Annotated in this window: 15 protein-coding genes and 1 pseudogene; 5 read left to right on the top strand and 11 right to left on the bottom strand. The window is 61.0% G+C overall.

Translation table 11 applies throughout. From position 1 onward, the window contains the following. The first annotated feature begins 16 nt into the window (after positions 1-16). Positions 17-1,899, top strand: a pseudogene (locus N4R57_00575) (PAS-domain containing protein). Then, on the top strand, positions 1,896-2,609 hold the full coding sequence (locus N4R57_00570; protein UYV37651.1) for a response regulator transcription factor: 714 nt from the start codon (positions 1,896-1,898) through the stop codon (positions 2,607-2,609). The pseudogene N4R57_00575 and the gene N4R57_00570 overlap by 4 nt, the downstream one beginning before the upstream one ends. Before the next feature lie 284 nt (positions 2,610-2,893). On the opposite strand, the gene N4R57_00565 is transcribed toward N4R57_00570, so the two are convergent. Further along, positions 2,894-4,090, bottom strand: coding sequence for a hydantoinase/carbamoylase family amidase (locus tag N4R57_00565; GenBank protein ID UYV37650.1), 1,197 nt, complete (start codon positions 4,088-4,090; stop codon positions 2,894-2,896). A 139-nt stretch (positions 4,091-4,229) separates the two neighbouring features. After that, positions 4,230-7,013 carry a formate dehydrogenase subunit alpha gene (fdhF, locus tag N4R57_00560; GenBank protein UYV37649.1) on the bottom strand — a complete coding sequence of 928 codons (2,784 nt, stop codon included), beginning with the start codon at positions 7,011-7,013 and terminating at the stop codon, positions 4,230-4,232. 311 nt (positions 7,014-7,324) lie between these two features. Between fdhF and N4R57_00555 the strand changes: the two genes are divergently transcribed. From N4R57_00555 to N4R57_00545, 3 genes are all read left to right on the top strand, one after another. Next, positions 7,325-7,984, top strand: a complete 660-nt coding sequence (locus N4R57_00555; protein ID UYV37648.1) for a histidine phosphatase family protein — start codon at positions 7,325-7,327, stop codon at positions 7,982-7,984. A gap of 63 nt (positions 7,985-8,047) precedes the next feature. Beyond that, positions 8,048-9,112 carry a saccharopine dehydrogenase gene (locus tag N4R57_00550; GenBank protein ID UYV37647.1) on the top strand — a complete coding sequence of 355 codons (1,065 nt, stop codon included), beginning with the start codon at positions 8,048-8,050 and terminating at the stop codon, positions 9,110-9,112. Further along, positions 9,109-10,236, top strand: a complete 1,128-nt coding sequence (locus N4R57_00545; protein UYV37646.1) for a saccharopine dehydrogenase NADP-binding domain-containing protein — start codon at positions 9,109-9,111, stop codon at positions 10,234-10,236. The genes N4R57_00550 and N4R57_00545 overlap by 4 nt, the downstream gene beginning before the upstream one ends. Positions 10,237-10,326: 90 nt before the next feature. On the opposite strand, the gene N4R57_00540 is transcribed toward N4R57_00545, so the two are convergent. The 9 genes from N4R57_00540 to N4R57_00500 form a co-directional block, all read right to left on the bottom strand. Further along, complete coding sequence (locus tag N4R57_00540) at positions 10,327-10,581, bottom strand: hypothetical protein (GenBank protein ID UYV37645.1); 255 nt, start codon at positions 10,579-10,581, stop codon at positions 10,327-10,329. A 65-nt stretch (positions 10,582-10,646) separates the two neighbouring features. Next, entirely contained in the window at positions 10,647-10,901 is a 255-nt protein-coding gene (locus N4R57_00535; protein UYV37644.1) for a hypothetical protein, read from the bottom strand. A gap of 65 nt (positions 10,902-10,966) precedes the next feature. Then, positions 10,967-11,221: a hypothetical protein gene (locus tag N4R57_00530; GenBank protein UYV37643.1), complete on the bottom strand. Its 255-nt coding sequence runs from the start codon at positions 11,219-11,221 to the stop codon at positions 10,967-10,969. 65 nt (positions 11,222-11,286) lie between these two features. Continuing rightward, positions 11,287-11,541, bottom strand: coding sequence for a hypothetical protein (locus N4R57_00525; GenBank protein UYV37642.1), 255 nt, complete (start codon positions 11,539-11,541; stop codon positions 11,287-11,289). A gap of 361 nt (positions 11,542-11,902) precedes the next feature. Next, positions 11,903-12,229, bottom strand: a complete 327-nt coding sequence (locus N4R57_00520; GenBank protein ID UYV37641.1) for a DUF3775 domain-containing protein — start codon at positions 12,227-12,229, stop codon at positions 11,903-11,905. A 208-nt stretch (positions 12,230-12,437) separates the two neighbouring features. Beyond that, positions 12,438-13,622, bottom strand: a complete 1,185-nt coding sequence (gene rmuC / locus N4R57_00515) for a DNA recombination protein RmuC (protein ID UYV37640.1) — start codon at positions 13,620-13,622, stop codon at positions 12,438-12,440. Then, on the bottom strand, positions 13,619-15,496 hold the full coding sequence (gene mutL / locus N4R57_00510; GenBank protein UYV37639.1) for a DNA mismatch repair endonuclease MutL: 1,878 nt from the start codon (positions 15,494-15,496) through the stop codon (positions 13,619-13,621). Before mutL ends, rmuC begins: the two co-directional genes overlap by 4 nt. A 334-nt stretch (positions 15,497-15,830) precedes the next feature. Then, positions 15,831-17,330 carry an ammonium transporter gene (locus tag N4R57_00505; GenBank protein UYV37638.1) on the bottom strand — a complete coding sequence of 500 codons (1,500 nt, stop codon included), beginning with the start codon at positions 17,328-17,330 and terminating at the stop codon, positions 15,831-15,833. 26 nt (positions 17,331-17,356) lie between these two features. Beyond that, positions 17,357-17,695, bottom strand: coding sequence for a P-II family nitrogen regulator (locus tag N4R57_00500; GenBank protein ID UYV37637.1), 339 nt, complete (start codon positions 17,693-17,695; stop codon positions 17,357-17,359). Between the last annotated feature and the right edge of the window lie 83 nt (positions 17,696-17,778).

The following is a 17,778-nucleotide window of genomic DNA, read 5'->3' as shown; positions in this document are numbered from 1 at the left end:
AGCGAAAGACCACGCCATGACAATGGCCGGGCTGAACCTCATTCAGCAGGCGCTCACCATCTATGACAGCGATCTGCGCCTTGTCACCTCCAACGCCCCGTTCCGCACCATGTTCGGCCTGCCCGACCATCTCACCTCACCGGGGGCGGATTTTGACGAAACCATCCGCTATCTGGCCAGCAGGGGGAATACGGCCCCGTTGATGACATCGAAGAATTCGTCAACACCCGCGTCGAACAGGCCCGCGCCTTTGAACCGCATTACATGGAACGCACCCGCGCCAACGGGCACACCATTTCCGTCGAAGGCTCGCCCCTGCCTCAGGGCGGCTGGGTCACTGTCTACACTGACATCTCCGGCGCCAAAAAATCTGAACAGCTTCTGCGCGCCCGCTCCGAAGAACTCTCCGAAAGGCTCGTCTCTCACGCAGAAGAACTTTCCGCCGCCAACCGAAAGCTCGGCGCAACCGTCACGGCCCTAGAAGAGGCCAAACGCCAAATTTCCGAAGCCGAAGCGCGCGCCCGCCTGACCGCCGACATGATGCCGGCGCATATCGCCCATATCAGCCCGGATTTGCATTACACCTATTCCAACCTCCGCCTCAGCACGGTCATGCCCGGGTCGAAACACGACCCCGTCGGCACCCATGTCGCCGATGTGCTGGGCGAACAGACATGGGCGATCATCCGTCCCAATCTTGAAAAGGCATTTTCCGGAACGCCGACGGTGTTTGAATTCAATCACGAGCCGTCGCAACGCCGTATCCGCGTGGCCCTCACGCCCGATTCCTCAAGCGGCGGTGTCTATATCCTGTCGATGGACATCACCGAAGAATCCCAGACCCGCGCCTCTCTTCAACAAACCCGCCGCCGCGAAATCGGTGCCCAGATGATCTCTGGGCTGGCGCATGATTTCTCTAATCTGCTGACCATCATCCTCGGCATGCAATCGCGCTTGCAACGCATGGAGGACCTGCCCGAAAACGCGGTCGAGCTGATCAATGGCACGCTCTCCGCGGCCCGGCGCGGCGGCACGCTGCTCAATCGCATCGCCGATATGACCGGCACCCGCGAGGTCACGCCGGAACCAACCGACATGCGCACCTTTCTTGGCGACTTCGAAACATTGGCAAGCTCCGCTCTGCCCAAAAACGTCACCCTGACCCTCAACAACCAAATCCCGCATGACGTTCTGATGCTTGACGCGGGCATGTTACAGGACAGCTTGCTCAACCTAGTGCTCAACGCGCGCGACGCCTGCGCCGGAACGGGGGCGATTTCGCTCAACGCGCGCACCGTGCAAAACACGTGGGTCGAATTTTCGGTCCGCGACACCGGCCCCGGCTTTTCCGAAACGGCCAAGGCGCATGCCTTTGAGCCCTTTTTTACCACCAAAGGCGGCGAAGGCTCCGGGCTTGGCCTTGCCATGGTCTATGACATGACCAAGCTCGCTGGCGGTCGCGCCACGCTTGGCAATACCAACACGGGCGGGCAGGTTTCAATCCGCCTGCCGCTGCGCCCGGCCTCTGGCCTGCCCATCGCGCCCGGCCTTGTGCTGCTGGTCGAAGACAGCTCGGATTTGCGCGCCAACCTGCGCGAAATGCTGATCACCAAGGGCCACGCCGTGATCGAAGCCACCTCGGTTGATGAAGCCCTGAACCTTGTCAGCCAAATTCCGGGGATTACGCTCATCCTGTCGGATATCTCGCTCGAAGGCGACGCCTCGGGTGTTGACCTGATCGACCGACTCGCCGATCCACATCCGCCCTGTTTCCTGATGACCTCGCTGCCAAAATCACACCCGCTGCACCGCGCCGCTCTGGAACGTGCGCCGGTCCTCGCCAAACCGTTTTCCGAAACCGACCTCGCCGCCTTTCTGCGAATGGAGGCCTCCCCATGACCATTCCCGCCGATGCCCCGCTGGTCACCATCCTTGATGATGAACCCGCCATCCGCGAAATCCTGACACAGGCGCTCGAAGAAGCGGGCTTTCGCACGCTCGCGTTTTCGCGGGCGACCGAATTCGAAGCGGCGCTCAAAAGCACCACGCCGGATGTCTGTCTTGTCGACCTGTCCCTGCCTGATCGCGACGGCCTGTCCCTGGTGCATCGCCTCGCGCTGGAACAGGGCGCAACCGTGATCATCATCTCGGGCCGCGCCCAAGTGCAGGACCGCGTCACCGGCCTTGAACTCGGCGCCGACGACTACATCATCAAACCGTTTGACCCCGCCGAAGTGGTCGCCCGCATCCGTGCCCGCCTGCGCAAACCCGTCCCGGCCCAACCGGCCAGCGACACCGCGCGGTTCAATGGCTGGACCGCCCATTTCGCCCGCTTCCAATTGACCGACGAAACCGGCCAGGACACGCCCTTCTCCCACGCCGAAGGCGAAGTCCTGCGCCTGTTCCTTGAGCGCCCTAAACGGTTGATTTCGCGTGCGATGATGCAGGAAACACTCGGCGGCGCGGCAGGGGAAAGTTTTGATCGCGCGATGGATGTGCGGATTTCGCGCCTGCGCACCAAACTGCGCGAAGACCCGAAAAATCCGCGCCTGATCAAAACGATCTACGGCGCGGGCTATATTTTTCTGGGCGACGTAAGCTGGGGCTAACCCACGCCCGCAATATGCTCAAAATGCACCACATCTAGCGTGCCTCACGTTTGCCTTAGTGAAATGTAGATTTTCGCCGTATTTTCTGCTACGGATTGTTTACGGATACGAAACAATAGGGACGGTGAATTTTCCACGATCTCTCAACCCGGCATCCTCCGCGGCCACATCGTTCGGCGTTGACACGATCGCTCATGTCACTCCCTGCCCTGTCAAATCAGCTCCCCTGACAGGGCTACAGGCCGGTGCGGTCCATATTCCAGCCGCGATCGCACCGGCTAAAGTCACCCCAACCGCGCCACAGCACCCGCCAGAACCTGAGCCCCGGCAACCAGATCGCGCTCGTCCGTGTCTTCTTCAAACGCGTGGCTGATCCCGTTGATCGAGGGCACAAACATCATCGCAACCGGCATCATAACCGCCACATTGGTCGCATCATGCAACGCACCCGACGGCATCACCCGCCATTTGCCGGGCACTGCCGCCTCGGCACTCGCTTCCAACGCGGCGCGCAGGCTGCCATCCATTTCCACCGGCTCAAGGCCCAGCATCTGGCCATACTCAAGCGTCAAACCGCGCGCCCCGGCGACTTCGTTCGCCGTGTCACGAATGATCGCCTCCATCCGCTTTAATCGCTCGCTATCGCCGTCGCGCCATTGCATCGAAAACACCGCCCGCCCCGGCACAATCGAATGCGCATCCGGGTGCAGGCTGACATGGCCAATGGTCCAAACGGTCTGCGGCGTAACAACATTCTGAAACCGGGTGTTAAGCTTGGCGTTGAATTCTGCCAGCCCCTGAAACGCATCGCGGCGCAGATGCATCGGCGTGGTGCCCGCGTGGTTTTGCTCACCCTCAAACGTGATGCGCATATCTCGGATTCCGACGATATCGCTAACCACGCCCACGGCTTCGCCCGCCTGATCCAGCCACGGCCCCTGCTCAATATGTGCCTCGATAAAACCGGAAAACCGCGCCGGATCAACCCAATCCCCGATCAGATGCGCCATGGCCGAACGCGCCTCGGCCAGCGTCACACCCTCGCGATCGGTCAACGCGTCGGCATCCTCCAAGCGAAGCTTCCCCGACCAGACCGTGCTACCCGTGGTGACACCAAAGCGCCCCTCTTCGTCTTGAAACGACACAACCGAAACAGCTGGCCCGCCCGCCTCCTGGCTCGCCCGCGCCACCTCCAGCGCCGCAATCACACCCAGCGCCCCGTCCAACCAACCGCCCTCTGGCTGGCTGTCGGTGTGCGACCCCATCAATATGGATTTACCCTCCGCCAATCCGAACAGGTTTCCCATCGGATCATAATGCGTGACAAGCCCGGCCTCTTCCATTCTGCCACGCAACCATTCACGCGCCTCGATATCGGGCTTGGAATAGGCCGGACGCACCACACCCTTGCCAATCCCGATTGCCCCAAATTGCCGCAGCCTATGTAGATCAGCTAAAAACCGTTCCGAATTGATTTTCATCGCCCATACCCCAAACCGTTTTTCGTCGCGAAAAACGTCAAAAATCCTCCAAGGATTTTTAGGACCCACAGCACCCGCTCCGCAAGCATCCAATTTTCCTCGAAGGAAAATTGACCGAATTCTTCAAAAGAATTCGCGCCTACTCCGCTGCCACCGTTCCTTCAACTTTCTCGACCTTCACGGCCGAGAATTTGAACTCCGGGATTTTGCCATAAGGGTCCAACGCCGGGTTGGTCAGGATATTCGCCGCCGCCTCGACATAGGCAAAGGGCAAAAACACCATATCCTCGGCCACCGCTCGATCGGCCCGTGCCATCACGGTCACCGTGCCGCGCCGGGTCGACAGGCGCACCATGCCCCCCGGCTCAACCCCCAGCTTGCGCAACGTCTTGGGGTGGAGCGAGCAATTCGCCTCCGGCTCCACCGCGTCCAACACCTTCGAGCGCCGCGTCATCGACCCGGTGTGCCAATGCTCCAATTGCCGCCCCGTGGTCAAAATCATCGGATAGTCTGCATCCGGCGCTTCATCCGGTGCAATCACGCTCGCCGGAGTGAACTTCGCCCGCCCCTCATCCCGTGGAAACCCATCGGCAAACACAATCGCCTGCCCCGGATCCTCCGGCGACAGCGACGGATAAGTCACCGCATTCTCGCCCGCCAACCGGTCCCACGTGATATTGTCGAGCGAGCCCATCCCGCGCTTCATCTCGGCAAACACATCCGCCGGGCTGTTATACGTCCACCCCAACCCCAACCGCTGTGCCAACTCTAATGTGATCGCCCAATCCTCGCGCGCGTTCCCCGGCGGCGGCACGGCTGGACGGCCCATCTGCACCTGCCGGTTGGTGTTCGTCACCGTTCCGGATTTTTCATAAAACGCCGAGGCCGGAAGAATCACATCAGCATAATTCGCCGTCTCGGTCAGGAAAATGTCCTGCACCACCAGATGCTCCAACTTGGCCAGCGCATCGCGCGCGTGCTCCACATCCGGATCACTCATCGCCGGGTTCTCGCCCAAGACATACATGCCTTTGATCTGCCCCTCATGCACCGCGTCCATAATCTCGGTCACGGTCAAACCTTTTTCGGGGTCATCATACCCCTGCTCGCCCCAAATCTCGTTGAACGCGCTGCGCACACCATCATCCATCACGCTCTGATAATCCGGCAGGAACATCGGCACCAACCCAGCATCGCTCGCACCTTGCACGTTGTTCTGCCCGCGCAGCGGATGCAGCCCGGCCCCCGGCTTGCCCACATTCCCAGTCATCAAAGCGAGCGAGATCAGACAGCGCGAATTATCCGTGCCATGAATGTGCTGGCTCACCCCCATACCCCAGAAAATCATGCCCGCTTTGGCCCCGGCAAAGGTCCGCGCCACATCGCGCAACACCTCGGGCGCAATGCCGCAAATCTCGCTCATTTTCTCGGGGGTAAAGTCGCGTAAATGCGCCTTCTCGGCCTCCCAATTCTCGGTAAAGCGGTGGATATACTGGCTGTCATAAAGCTGCTCTTCCACGATTACGTTCATGATCGCGTTGAGCATGCTCACATCCGCGCCCGGCCGGAATTGCAACATATGGCTGGCAAACCGGCGAAGCCCCACGCCGCGCGGGTCCATGACAATCAACTTGCCGCCGCGCTTCACGAACTGTTTGAAAAACGTCGCCGCGACCGGATGGTTCTCAACCGGGTTCGCCCCGATCACGATGGCCACATCGGCATTCTCGATCTCGTTGAACGTTGCCGTCACGGCGCCGCTTCCCACGTTCTCCATCAACGCCGCGACGGACGACGCATGGCACAGCCGCGTGCAGTGATCGACGTTGTTATGGCCAAACCCCTGCCGGATCAGCTTCTGAAACAGATAGGCCTCCTCGTTGGTGCATTTCGCGCTGCCAAACCCGGCCACCGACCGGCCCCCGGACCCGTCGCGCAATGTCGCCAACCCTCCGGCGGCGGCCTCCATTGCCTCGTCCCAACTGGCCTCGCGAAACACCTCGCTCCAATTGCCGGGGTCCACGTTCAACCCCTTCGCGGGCGCATCCTCGCGCCGGATCAACGGCTGGGTAAGCCGATGCGGATGGTGGATATAATCAAACCCGAACCGCCCCTTGACGCACAAACGCCCCTCATTGGCTGGCCCGTCGATCCCATCGACATAAACCACCTTGTCGTCCTTGACCTTGAGCGAGACCTGACAGCCGACACCGCAAAACGGGCAAACGCTCGCCACCTCGCGATCAAACGCCGCCCCGTCGCCGCGCTGTTCCTCGTCCAGAACCGTCGCCGGCATCAACGCACCGGTCGGGCAGGCCTGCACACATTCGCCGCAAGCGACACAGCTGCTCGCACCCATCGGGTCATCCATGTCGAACACCGGAAACGCGCTATGCCCACGCCCGGCCATGCCGATCACATCATTCACCTGAACCTCGCGACAGGCCCGCACACACAAGCCGCACGAAATGCACGCATCCAAATTCACCCGCATCGCCACATGGCTGTCATCCAAAAGCGGAACGCGGTCCTGTTCCATCTTGGGCAGACGGCTCTCGCTCACCCCATTCGCCTCGGCCATATCCCAGAAATGCGCCGAGCGGTCATGCGCCACCTCGCGCTCCGGCATATCCGCGGCCAGCATCTCAACCACCATCTTGCGCGCACTCTCTGCGCGGGCCGAATTGGTGGTCACCACCATGCCGTCGGCAGGCTCGCGGATGCATGACGCCGCCAAGGTGCGCTCGCCCTCGATCTCGACCATACAGGCGCGGCAATTGCCATCAGGGCGATACCCCGGCGCGGGCTTGTGGCACAGATGCGGAATGACCAAGCCACGGCCATGCGCGACCTCCCAAATGGTCAGCCCCTTGTCCGCTTCAACCGCTTCGCCATCCAGCGTGAATCGAATTGTCTCGCCCATCGCGCGCCCTCCTGCTTGGCCCTCACAGTAAACCACGCCGCATTTCGCGCCCATCCCCCAATCCCGACACGACACCTGCAATTTGCGCCACAGAGGTTTCCGATCCGCTGCACCCCGCCACCAACGCGCGCGCCCACCGCCTGCATCTTGCCAAAAACACCCCCGCGCATTGCCCGCCAAAACCCTCTCCCACCGCGTCGGAGAGCGCCCCCTTGCCGCCCGCGCGCCCCTCGCCTAAAGCGCTTGGAAAAAATCGTGGTTCAAGCTTTCGTCGAAACGCTTTACCAAGTCGCCAACGGAGACTTCATCACATGCCCCACATCACACTCGTTCGCCACGGTCAGGCCAATTCAAGCGCCAAAGACGAAACCAGCTATGACAGGCTCTCGGACCTCGGTCACCAACAGGCCCGCTGGCTCGGCGACCATTTCGATCATACTGGCGAGGTCTTCTCGCGCATCCTCTCAGGCACACTGCGCCGGCAAATCGAAACCGCGCAAAGCATGGGCGCCGAACGCCATGCGCCGCTGGTGCAGGACGACCGCCTTAACGAGCTGCCCTATTTCACCATGTCCCAGCTGATGGAAAAACAGCACGGTCTGCTGCTGCCCGACACCCGCGAAGGCTATATCGACCACCTGCCGCAGGTCTTTGGCGCTTGGGAGCGTGATGAAATCGCAGATGCCCCGATCCGATACGCTGACTTCACCGCCCGCATTGACGGCCTCATAGACGAGATCACAAACAGCCACGGTCGCGCCCTTCTGGTCACCTCCGGCGGGGTGATCGCAACGATCCTGCGCCGCGTGCTGAACCTCGATGTCACCGCATGGAGCCATGTTGCGCTCTCCATCATGAACAGCTCGGTGCACCGCCTGCATGTCATGAACGGCACGCCGACACTGGCGCATTTCAACGCCATCCCGCACCTTGAAACCCGCGAACGCCAATTCGCCCAAACCCACCTCTGATGACTTGCACGACGCGCTTGCCCAAGCGCGCCACACCACTGACGCACCGGCAAAGGAAAGCACATGACACATCTCTGGGTCCGCGCTGAACAACGCGAAAACGAAGAACGCACCGGCCTCACCCCCGCCGGAGCCAAAGCCCTGCTCGACGCCGGCATTCGCGTCACCGTAGAAGCAAGCTCGGTCCGCGCCATCCCGATGCAGGGCTATATTGATGCGGGCGTCGAAATCGCGGCGGAAAACTCGTGGCCCGACGCGCCCTCCGACGCGATCATCTTCGGTCTCAAGGAACTGCCCGACGATGGCACCCCCCTGCCGCATCGCCACATCATGTTCGGCCATGCCTACAAGGGGCAGCACTCGGGGCAAGAATTGCTGCGCCGGTTCCACGCGGGCGGCGGCACGCTCTATGACCTCGAATACCTCGTCGATGAACAGGGGCGCCGCGTCGCCGCCTTCGGCTATTGGGCCGGTTTCGCCGGGGCGGCTGTCACCCTCATGGCTTGGGCGGCACAGCAACAACAAGGCGGCATCTGCGGCCCCATCGGCGCTTATCCGGGCAAGGATGCCCTGCTTGCCGACCTCGCGGCGCGCCTTGATGCGACCGGGCGCGCGCGTCCCCGCGCCATCGTCATCGGCGCGCTTGGCCGTGTCGGCACCGGCGCCTCCGACCTCTGCCGCGCGATGGACCTGCCTGTCACCGGCTGGGACATGGCCGAAACCGCCTCGGGCGGGCCGTTCCCGCAGATCCTAGAGCACGAGATCTTCCTCAACTGCATCTTTGCGCGCCCCGGCACACCGGTCTTTGTGCCCAAATCGGCCCTGACCGCCCCCCGCGCGCTCACCGCCATTGGGGACATCGCCTGCGACCCCGACAGCGATTACAACCCGGTCCCGATCTATTCCGAAGCGACGAGCTGGACCGCCCCCGTCTTCCGCGCCCATGACACGCCCCCGCTTGATGTCATGGCGATCGACAACCTGCCCTCCATGCTCCCGGTCGAAAGTTCCGAGGATTACGCAGCCCAGCTCTTGCCATCGCTGCTCACCCTCTCCACTCTCACCCAAGGCGTCTGGGCGCGGGCCGAGACTGAATTCTCCAAACACGTCAAAGGAGCGACGACATGACTATTCACTGGTGCGGCACCGGCTTCTCTTCCATTCCCGGCCTCCGCCGCCTGATCGACGCAGGCCACCCCGTCACCGTCTGGAACCGGACCGTGGAAAAAGCCCGCGACGCGGTTGGCGACATCGCCACCGACATCCGCGCCTTTGACCTCGATGCGCTCGCCGCGGCCACCGCCAAGGGCGACATCGTTGTCTCCATGCTGCCCGGCGACTGGCATGTCGCTCTGGCCGAAATGTGCCTCACGCAAGAGGCCCACTTCGTCTCCTCCTCCTATATCTCGCCCGAGATGAAAGCGCTTGATAGCAAGGCCCGCGCCGCTGGCCTGTCCTTCGTCAACGAAGTCGGCCTCGATCCCGGTATCGACCACCTCATGGCGCATAAACTCGTGGCCGACTACCGCGCCTCGGATGCCTACGCGCCCGACAACACAATCAGCTTCCTGTCCTATTGCGGCGGCGTCCCGAAACAGGCCAACGCCTTTCGCTACAAGTTCTCATGGGCCCCGGTCGGCGTGCTCAAGGCGCTCCGCTCCCCGTCGCGCTCGATCCGCAACTTTTCCGAGCTGAACGTAAGCCAACCATGGGATGCGATCCGCCGCTATGACGCGCCCCTGCCCACCCCCGAAAGCTTCGAGGTCTATCCAAACCGCGACTCGCTTCCCTTCATGGAAGACTACGGCTTCTCACCCGAGTGGCCGGTCAAGGAATTCGTGCGCGGCACCCTGCGCCTCAACGGCTGGGCCGATGCGTGGTCCGACATCTTCGCCGAGGTCGGAACCGCGAGCGACGCCCGCCTTCAGGAAATCGCCGACAAGCTTCTCACCGAAAACGCCTATGACGAGGGCGAAGCCGACCGCGTTATTCTCTGCGTTGGTCTCAAAGCCGAAGCCGACGGCACGCCGGTCTGGGACAAAACCTATGTGATGGACGCGTGGGGCGATGAACGCGGCACCGCTATGGCGCGGCTCGTTTCGGTGCCGGTGTCGCTGGCCATCGAATCTGTGCTCAACCGCGAGATCCCCGCCGGCGTCTCCGCCGCGCCCTCCGATCCGAAGCTGCTGGATCGCTGGCTGTCCGAAATCGACACGCTGGCGCAACACATGCAGATCGTCACAGCCGTCTAATTCAGGCGTCTAACAAAGCCGTCAGACACCCTTAAAACGAAAAACGCCCAGAGCATCGCTCCGGGCGTTTTTTATTTACGTGGCAAAGCCTTAGCGCGCAGCGGCGCCCATGAACTGGCCAGCGTTGTCGTTCTCAAACACGGTGATCACTTTGGCTTCACCGTTGTTGTATTCCGCACCGGGGCTGGTCGAAGCGGTGTTCGAAACCACTTCCTGCTCGCCGGTGGTGAACAGGCTGCTCGCGGCAGGCGCCTCGTTCACGGCACGTTCATAGGTGCCAACCATGGCGGATGCGCCAGTGGCAAAAAGGGCGGCGGTGGCGAGTGTTGCAATAGTCAGTTTCATCGGGTTTCTCCTTTCAAGAGAAATAAGTCTGTGTCGGTTTCAAGTTCGATGGGCGGGCGCTTGTCTTAGCGCGCAGCAGCACCCATGAACTGGCCAGCGTTGTCGTTCTCAAACACGGTGATCACTTTGGCTTCACCGTTGTTGTATTCCGCGCCGGGGCTGGTCGAAGCGGTGTTCGAAACCACTTCCTGCTCGCCGGTGGTGAAAAGGCTGCTCGACGCGGGCGCCTCGTTCACAGCACGTTCATAGGTGCCAACCATGGCCGAAGCACCAGTGGCAAAAAGGGCGGCGGTTGCGAGTGTGGCAATAGTCAGTTTCATCGGGTTTCTCCTTTCAAGAGAAATAAGTCTGTGTCGGTTTCAAGTTCGATGGGCGGGCGCTTGTCTCAGCGCGCAGCAGCACCCATGAACTGGCCAGCGTTGTCGTTCTCAAACACGGTGATCACTTTGGCTTCACCGTTGTTGTATTCCGCGCCGGGGCTGGTCGAAGCGGTGTTCGAAACCACTTCCTGCTCGCCGGTGGTGAAAAGGCTGCTCGAAGCAGGCGCCTCGTTCACAGCACGTTCATAGGTGCCAACCATGGCCGAAGCACCAGTGGCAAAAAGGGCGGCGGTTGCGAGTGTGGCAATCGTCAGTTTCATCGGGTTTCTCCTTTCAAGAGAAATAAGTCTGTGTCGGTTTCAAGTTCGATGGGCGGGCGCTTGTCTTAGCGCGCAGCAGCACCCATGAACTGGCCAGCGTTGTCGTTCTCAAACACGGTGATCACTTTGGCTTCACCGTTGTTGTATTCCGCGCCGGGGCTGGTCGAAGCGGTGTTCGAAACCACTTCCTGCTCGCCGGTGGTGAACAAGCTGCTCGACGCGGGCGCCTCGTTCACGGCACGTTCATAGGTGCCAACCATGGCGGATGCGCCAGTGGCCAATACGAGGGCGGTCGAGAATGTTGCGATTGCAAGTTTCATTTCATTGTCCTTTCAAACTGTCCGGACCGAAGTCCATGGTGTGTTGTTCAAATCGTGTCGTTCGATCTGCAACCAATATGACAACCAACCGCTCACATTTCAAAACACACACACTCGCGGCTTTGTGTGCGCTCACGGAATTTGAAATGAAACTTTTCCTAGCAATCCCAAAACACTGATTTTTAGTTTACTTTCAATGCGTTATTGGTAGGCAAAAAGATCACGCCTGAAATGTTACTCACACCTCACGCCGCCGTGCCCGCCGCGTTACGCATTTTGTGATCAAACACACGGCCCCAGACACAAAAACGCGGGCAGCTACCGGCCACCCGCGCTCACTCCGTGAGAAATGTTTCCGGAATTACCCCCCGCGAACGAGGTCATCCTCATCATCTGACGCCGAAAGACCCAACTCATCCAGCCCGTTTTCAAGATGATCCGACAAATGCGGCGTCCCGATCAGGTAATCGGCTGTGGGAATCGTCGCTTCGGCCGCCGCCGTGCGCTTGGCTTCCTCCAATTCGTCTGCAGCAAAGCTCTCACGCCCGATCCACATCACCGCAACAAGGCTCACTTGCTCGTCTTCGGTCAGATTGTCGATAAACCCGCGAAGCTCCCCCTCGGCGCGGTTCAACTCCCGCGACATAAGAATCACCTGTGCAATCTTGTGAACCGTTATATCCAGCATCGCTCAAACTCCTGTCCGCGCTCTTCTACATTCTCTTCCAAAGAGCACGCCCGCGCAATCCCTGCCTTGATCTGGCACAATCTCCGCCACAGCCGTCTTTCATCTTTCTGAAAAGACTGTCGCCAAAGGCGGCTCAAAACCGCCCCTCGCCACAAAACGATCGTCAAAACCGGTCAGGCAACGCGCGCCACAACCCAAACACGCTCAATCAGGAAACGTCCTGCGGCGGGCGGCCCTCCGGCCCAGCGATCGGAACTACGCCGCTGTCTTCTTCCGGGGCCAGTTCCTCGAAATCAAAGTTGTCCAACTTCGCCGCCCGCTTGCCCGCGCGTTCGGCTGCGGTGCTAATGCCTTCCACATCCCGTCGCGCTTGGTCGAAATGCGTCTCCAGCTTACCGGCCCGCTCCAAAACGATCTCTACATCGCGGTGTAGCTGAGCCAGCATCTTGCGGATCGCCCCCGCCTGCTCGCGCATACGTGCGTCCTTCAAAATCGCGCGCATCGTGTTCAGCGTCGCCATGCAGGTCGTCGGCGAAACGATCCAGACCCGCGCCGCAAAGCCTTCCCGCACCAATTCGGGGAAATTCGCGTGCAACTCGGCGTAAACCGCCTCCGATGGCAGGAACATCAACGCCCCATCCGCCGTTTCCCCATCCAGGATATACTTCTCGGAAATCGCCTTGATATGGGTTTTGACAGACACCCGCATCGCCTGCGCCGCGCGGTTCAACTGCTCCTGCGTCTCGGCATTGCGCAACGCCTCATAGGCCTCCAGCGGGAACTTGGAATCAATCACAATCGGCCCCGGCGGGTTTGGCAGATGGATCAGACAATCGGCCCGCTTGCCATTCGACAATGTCGCCTGCCACGCATAGGCATCCGAAGGCAGCGCCTTTGACACAATATCCTTAAGCTGGATCTCGCCAAACGCGCCGCGCGTCTGCTTGTTGCTCAAAATATCCTGAAGGCTCAGAACATCACCACTCAGCTTGGTGATATTCTCCTGCGCCTTGTCGATCGCCTGAAGCCGCTCCTGCAACGCGCCAAGGCTCTTGGCCGTGCGTTGTGCGCTGCCTTGCAGGTTCTCCTGCATCTTGCCGCTCACATCTGCCAGCCGCTTTTCCATCAGTTGCAGCATCGCCGTCTGTGACGCCGCCTGCGCCTCACTCACATGGGTCAACCCACCGGACAATTGCTGCTGCCCGTCGCTCAACCCCTGCACCCGCGCGCTCAACGATCCCAACTGGTGCACCAACGGCTCCGTCGCCCGTGCGGTGCGCCCCGCCGCCCGCAGCGCCATCAGCAACAGGATAAAGAACACCACAAACGCCACCGCGCCCCCGATCAGGGCCAGCTCAGCTTCGCTCAAAACGCGTCCGCCAATCTCGATCATGTGCGCCCGAACAGCCTCTCAATATCGCTCAACTTCAACTCAACGTATGTCGGCCGCCCATGGTTGCATTGCCCCGAATGCGGCGTCGCTTCCATCTCGCGCAGCAATGCGTTCATCTCTTCACCGCGCATCCGCCGCCCCGACCGGATCGACCCATGGCAGGCCACCCGGCTCAGGATCGCCTCGATCCGCGCCTGCACCGTCAGGCTCTCTCCCAGATCGTCCAATTCATCCAGAATATCGCGCAGCATCCCCTGACAGTTCACCTCGCCCAAGATCGCAGGCGTCTCGCGCACCGCCAAAGCCCCGCCGCCAAACGGCTCGATAACCAGCCCCAACCGCGCCAGATCTTCGGCCAGATCCATCAACCGGGCGCAATCGCCTTCGCTCATCTCCACGATCTCGGGGATCAACAAGGCCTGCGCCGCCACACCATTCTCGGCCATCTGGTGCTTTAGCTTCTCGTAAACCAGCCGCTCATGCGCGGCGTGTTGATCGACAATCACAATGCCACTCTCGGTCTGCGCAACGATGTAATTCTCATGCACCTGCGCGCGCGCTGCGCCCAAGGGCAACGCCTCGGCCTCCGGCGCGTGCTCGACCACTGGCTCGACCCGCGCACTCATCGCCTCGGCAAACCCCGGCGCTTCCACCTGAGGCGCCTGCATCTGATAGGCGGTGCTTAACGCCGAGCGTGACGCATGGTCCATCTGATAGACCCGCGCCTGCCCGACCTGCCCCGCCTGTCCGGCCTGCCCGACCTGCCCCGTCTGCTCTGGCCGCATCGCGCCCAATGTCGCCCCGGCCACAGTGGTCGACGCCCGATGCCCCGCCTCGGCCAAACCATGCCGCAACGCGCTCACCATCAACCCCCGCGCCAAGCCCGGCTCGCGGAACCGCACCTCGGTCTTCGCCGGATGCACGTTCACATCCACCAGATGCGGATCGCATGAAATAAACAACGCCGCCGCCGGATGCCGGTCACGGCTCAGGAAATCGAAATAGGCCGCCCGCAGCGCACCATAAAGCATCTTGTCCTTAACAGGCCGCCCGTTAACAAACAGATACTGCGCCACAGAAGAGCCGCGCGAATAGGTCGGCAGCGCCGCATAGCCGGTCAGGAACAGCCCCTCGCGCTCCGCCTCGATCCTGAGCGCATTCTCGGCAAACTCCCGGCCCAGCACCTTCGCGAGCCGCCCGTGCAGCGCATCAAACAGATCGCCGCTTTCCGCATCGGCGCGAAACACCACGCGGCCCTCTCCGCCGCCCGACACATCGCGCAGCGTAAAGCCCACATATGGCTCCGCCATCGCCAGCCGCTTGACCACATCGCCAATCGCCTGCGCCTCGGCGCGATCGGTGCGCATGAACTTCAACCGCGCCGGCGTGGCGTGGAAAATATCGCGCAGCTCCACGATGGTTCCACCCGACAGGGCCGCCGGTTTCACCTTGCCCATCACCCCGCCCGCGACCGTCACCTCGGCGCCGTCAAACCCCTTGGCCCGCGTGGTCACACTCAACCGCCCCACGGCGCCAAGGCTCGGCAACGCCTCCCCGCGAAACCCGAACGTGTGAATATCCAACAGATCGGTCCCGTCGATTTTCGACGTCGCATGGCGCGACAACGCCAGCGGCAAATCCTCTGGCGACATGCCGCAACCGTCGTCCTGTACCCGGATCACCGTCTTGCCGCCGTCGGCATAAGACACCTCGATCCGCGACGCCCCCGCATCAATCGCGTTCTCGACAAGCTCCTTCACGGCGCTCGCCGGGCGTTCCAACACTTCGCCCGCCGCAATCCGGTTGATCGCGGCATCATCCAACTGGCGGATTTCAGGGCGTTTTTCGCTTATCTTGGGGCTGACATCAGACATGACGCAATATTTAGCACGCCCTAGCGCGATTCGACCACCCGACATCGCAGCTATTCACCTGTTTCAATTCACACGGTTAACACCCGGCCCGCTCCGCGCATCACAGCCGCGCGCGGCGGCGAACCAACCTTGGTTCAGTCCACTTTATACCTGCCAAATTCGAGCTGGGCCAGTGGGGCGGACAACGCTGGCCAATCACCGCCGCGTCCGGGCGCGGCTGCGATGCGCGGCGGCCCAAGGGGCCGCTGCTTCGCGCAAGCGCCCTCATCCCATAAAAGAAACCCGGCCACCACTGGTGGCCGGGCTGAGTGTTTCTCGGGAAATCCCGCAGGCCTTAGCCGTTGGTGAATTCCGGGTAAGCTTCCATGCCCATTTCGGCCATGTCGAGCCCGTTGATCTCGGTCTCTTCATCAACCCGCAGACCCATGACTGCCTTGATGATGAACCACACCACCAGCGACGCCACGATGGTAAAGGCACCGACAACCACGATCCCGTAAAGCTGCGCACCAAAGCCAGCGTCCGAGTTGGTCAGCGGCACGGCCAGCGTGCCCCAGATACCAGCAATCAGGTGAACCGGGATCGCACCGACAACATCGTCGATCTTCAGTTTGTCGAGGAACGGAACCGCGAAGACCACGATCACACCACCGACCATACCGATCAGAGTTGCGGCACCAAGGCTCGGCGTCAGCGGTTCAGCGGTGATCGACACGAGACCCGCCAGCGCACCGTTCAGCACCATGGTAAGGTCAGGCTTCTTATAGAGAAGCTGCGTCAGGATCAGAGCCGCGATCGCACCACCGGCAGCCGCCGCATTGGTGTTCGAGAAGATACGGCTGATGTCAGCCACATCGCCCACGGTGCCCATGGCAAGCTGCGAGGCGCCATTGAAGCCGAACCAACCGAGCCACAGGATAAACGTCCCGAGAGTGGCCAGCGCAAGGTTCGAACCCGGCATCGGAATGGTTTTGCCATCCTTGTATTTGCCGATCCGCGGTCCAAGCAACAGAGCACCCATAAGAGCCGCCCAGCCACCGACCGAGTGAACAACAGTCGAGCCAGCGAAGTCTTGGAAGTTGGCACCATCAAGGAAACCACCGCCCCATTTCCAGCTGGCTTGCAGCGGATAGATAACCGATGTCAGAACGATCACAAAGATCAGGAACGGCCACAGTTTGATACGCTCAGCCAAAGTACCCGAAACGATCGACGCCGTGGTGGCACAGAACATCAACTGGAAGAAGAAGTCCGACCCGGTCGAGGCATAGCCGATATCGTCCGCCCCTGCGGCGGTTACGCCGGTCGCTTCCAATACGCCAACACCCCAGACACCTGACAGAACGCCATCAACCATCCATGTGCCCAACGGGTACATCAGGTTATAACCGATCAGATAATAAAAGATCGCCGCGAGCGAAAACAGCGCCACGTTTTTGGTCAGCTGCATGGTCACGTTCTTGGACCGCACCAGACCGGCTTCCAGCATGGAGAACCCTGCCGCCATCCAAAAGACGAGGAAACCGCCAATAAGGAACAGCAAAGAAGTATAGATGAAGTCGCCGTTCAAGAACGGCGCATAGGTCGCGGCAATCGCATCGGCCGCGGCCGCTGCGGCGTCACCACCTTCATCAAGCGCTTCTTGTGCAGCTTCTGCAGCAGCCCCAAGCGCCTTTTCCTTGATCATCTCATCCGGCGTTTTATAAGCCGCTTCCGCCGCTGCAAGCGCATCAGCCGAGGGGCCCTCTTCCTGCGCCATACCCGGCGACGCCAGGCCAAACGCGGTGACGATGGCAAACATAAATGCCATCAAAAAGGTTGTTATCCGTTTCATTGGTCTTCCCTTCACTCCCAGCGCGATCAAAGCGCGTCTTCGTTGGTTTCACCGGTGCGCACGCGCACGGCTTGGCTCACGTCGAGCACGAAAATCTTGCCGTCGCCGATTTTGCCCGTGCGGGCCGTGCTTGAAATGGTCTCGACAACCTGATCGGCCATCGCCGCGCTCACCGCGATCTCAAGCTTGATCTTGGGCACGAAATTCACCGCGTATTCTGCACCGCGATAGATTTCGGTGTGGCCCGATTGCGCGCCAAAGCCCTTGATCTCGGTTACCATCATGCCGCGCACACCGATGGTGGTCAGTGCTTCGCGGACTTCCTCAAGCTTGAATGGCTTGATCGTTGCTATGATGAGTTTCACCTCATGTCCCCTTCCGTTTCACCGGACGTGCCGGCCATATTGCAAATGCAGAAAAACGCTGATGCGGCTCGATTCTGAAGGGA

This window comes from Rhodobacteraceae bacterium D3-12, assembly GCA_025916135.1.
In the GTDB taxonomy this organism is placed as follows: Bacteria; Pseudomonadota; Alphaproteobacteria; order Rhodobacterales; family Rhodobacteraceae; genus JAKGBX01.
This window is presented reverse-complemented; position numbering and strand designations above follow the sequence as displayed.

Coding starts and splice junctions, on each gene's coding strand:
- N4R57_00570 (UYV37651.1), top strand. CDS start 1,896: ATGACCATTCCCGCCGATGCCCCGCTGGTCACCATCCTTGATGATGAA.
- N4R57_00565 (UYV37650.1), bottom strand. CDS start 4,090: ATGAAAATCAATTCGGAACGGTTTTTAGCTGATCTACATAGGCTGCGG.
- fdhF (UYV37649.1), bottom strand. CDS start 7,013: ATGGGCGAGACAATTCGATTCACGCTGGATGGCGAAGCGGTTGAAGCG.
- N4R57_00555 (UYV37648.1), top strand. CDS start 7,325: ATGCCCCACATCACACTCGTTCGCCACGGTCAGGCCAATTCAAGCGCC.
- N4R57_00550 (UYV37647.1), top strand. CDS start 8,048: ATGACACATCTCTGGGTCCGCGCTGAACAACGCGAAAACGAAGAACGC.
- N4R57_00545 (UYV37646.1), top strand. CDS start 9,109: ATGACTATTCACTGGTGCGGCACCGGCTTCTCTTCCATTCCCGGCCTC.
- N4R57_00540 (UYV37645.1), bottom strand. CDS start 10,581: ATGAAACTGACTATTGCAACACTCGCCACCGCCGCCCTTTTTGCCACT.
- N4R57_00535 (UYV37644.1), bottom strand. CDS start 10,901: ATGAAACTGACTATTGCCACACTCGCAACCGCCGCCCTTTTTGCCACT.
- N4R57_00530 (UYV37643.1), bottom strand. CDS start 11,221: ATGAAACTGACGATTGCCACACTCGCAACCGCCGCCCTTTTTGCCACT.
- N4R57_00525 (UYV37642.1), bottom strand. CDS start 11,541: ATGAAACTTGCAATCGCAACATTCTCGACCGCCCTCGTATTGGCCACT.
- N4R57_00520 (UYV37641.1), bottom strand. CDS start 12,229: ATGCTGGATATAACGGTTCACAAGATTGCACAGGTGATTCTTATGTCG.
- rmuC (UYV37640.1), bottom strand. CDS start 13,622: ATGATCGAGATTGGCGGACGCGTTTTGAGCGAAGCTGAGCTGGCCCTG.
- mutL (UYV37639.1), bottom strand. CDS start 15,496: ATGTCTGATGTCAGCCCCAAGATAAGCGAAAAACGCCCTGAAATCCGC.
- N4R57_00505 (UYV37638.1), bottom strand. CDS start 17,330: ATGAAACGGATAACAACCTTTTTGATGGCATTTATGTTTGCCATCGTC.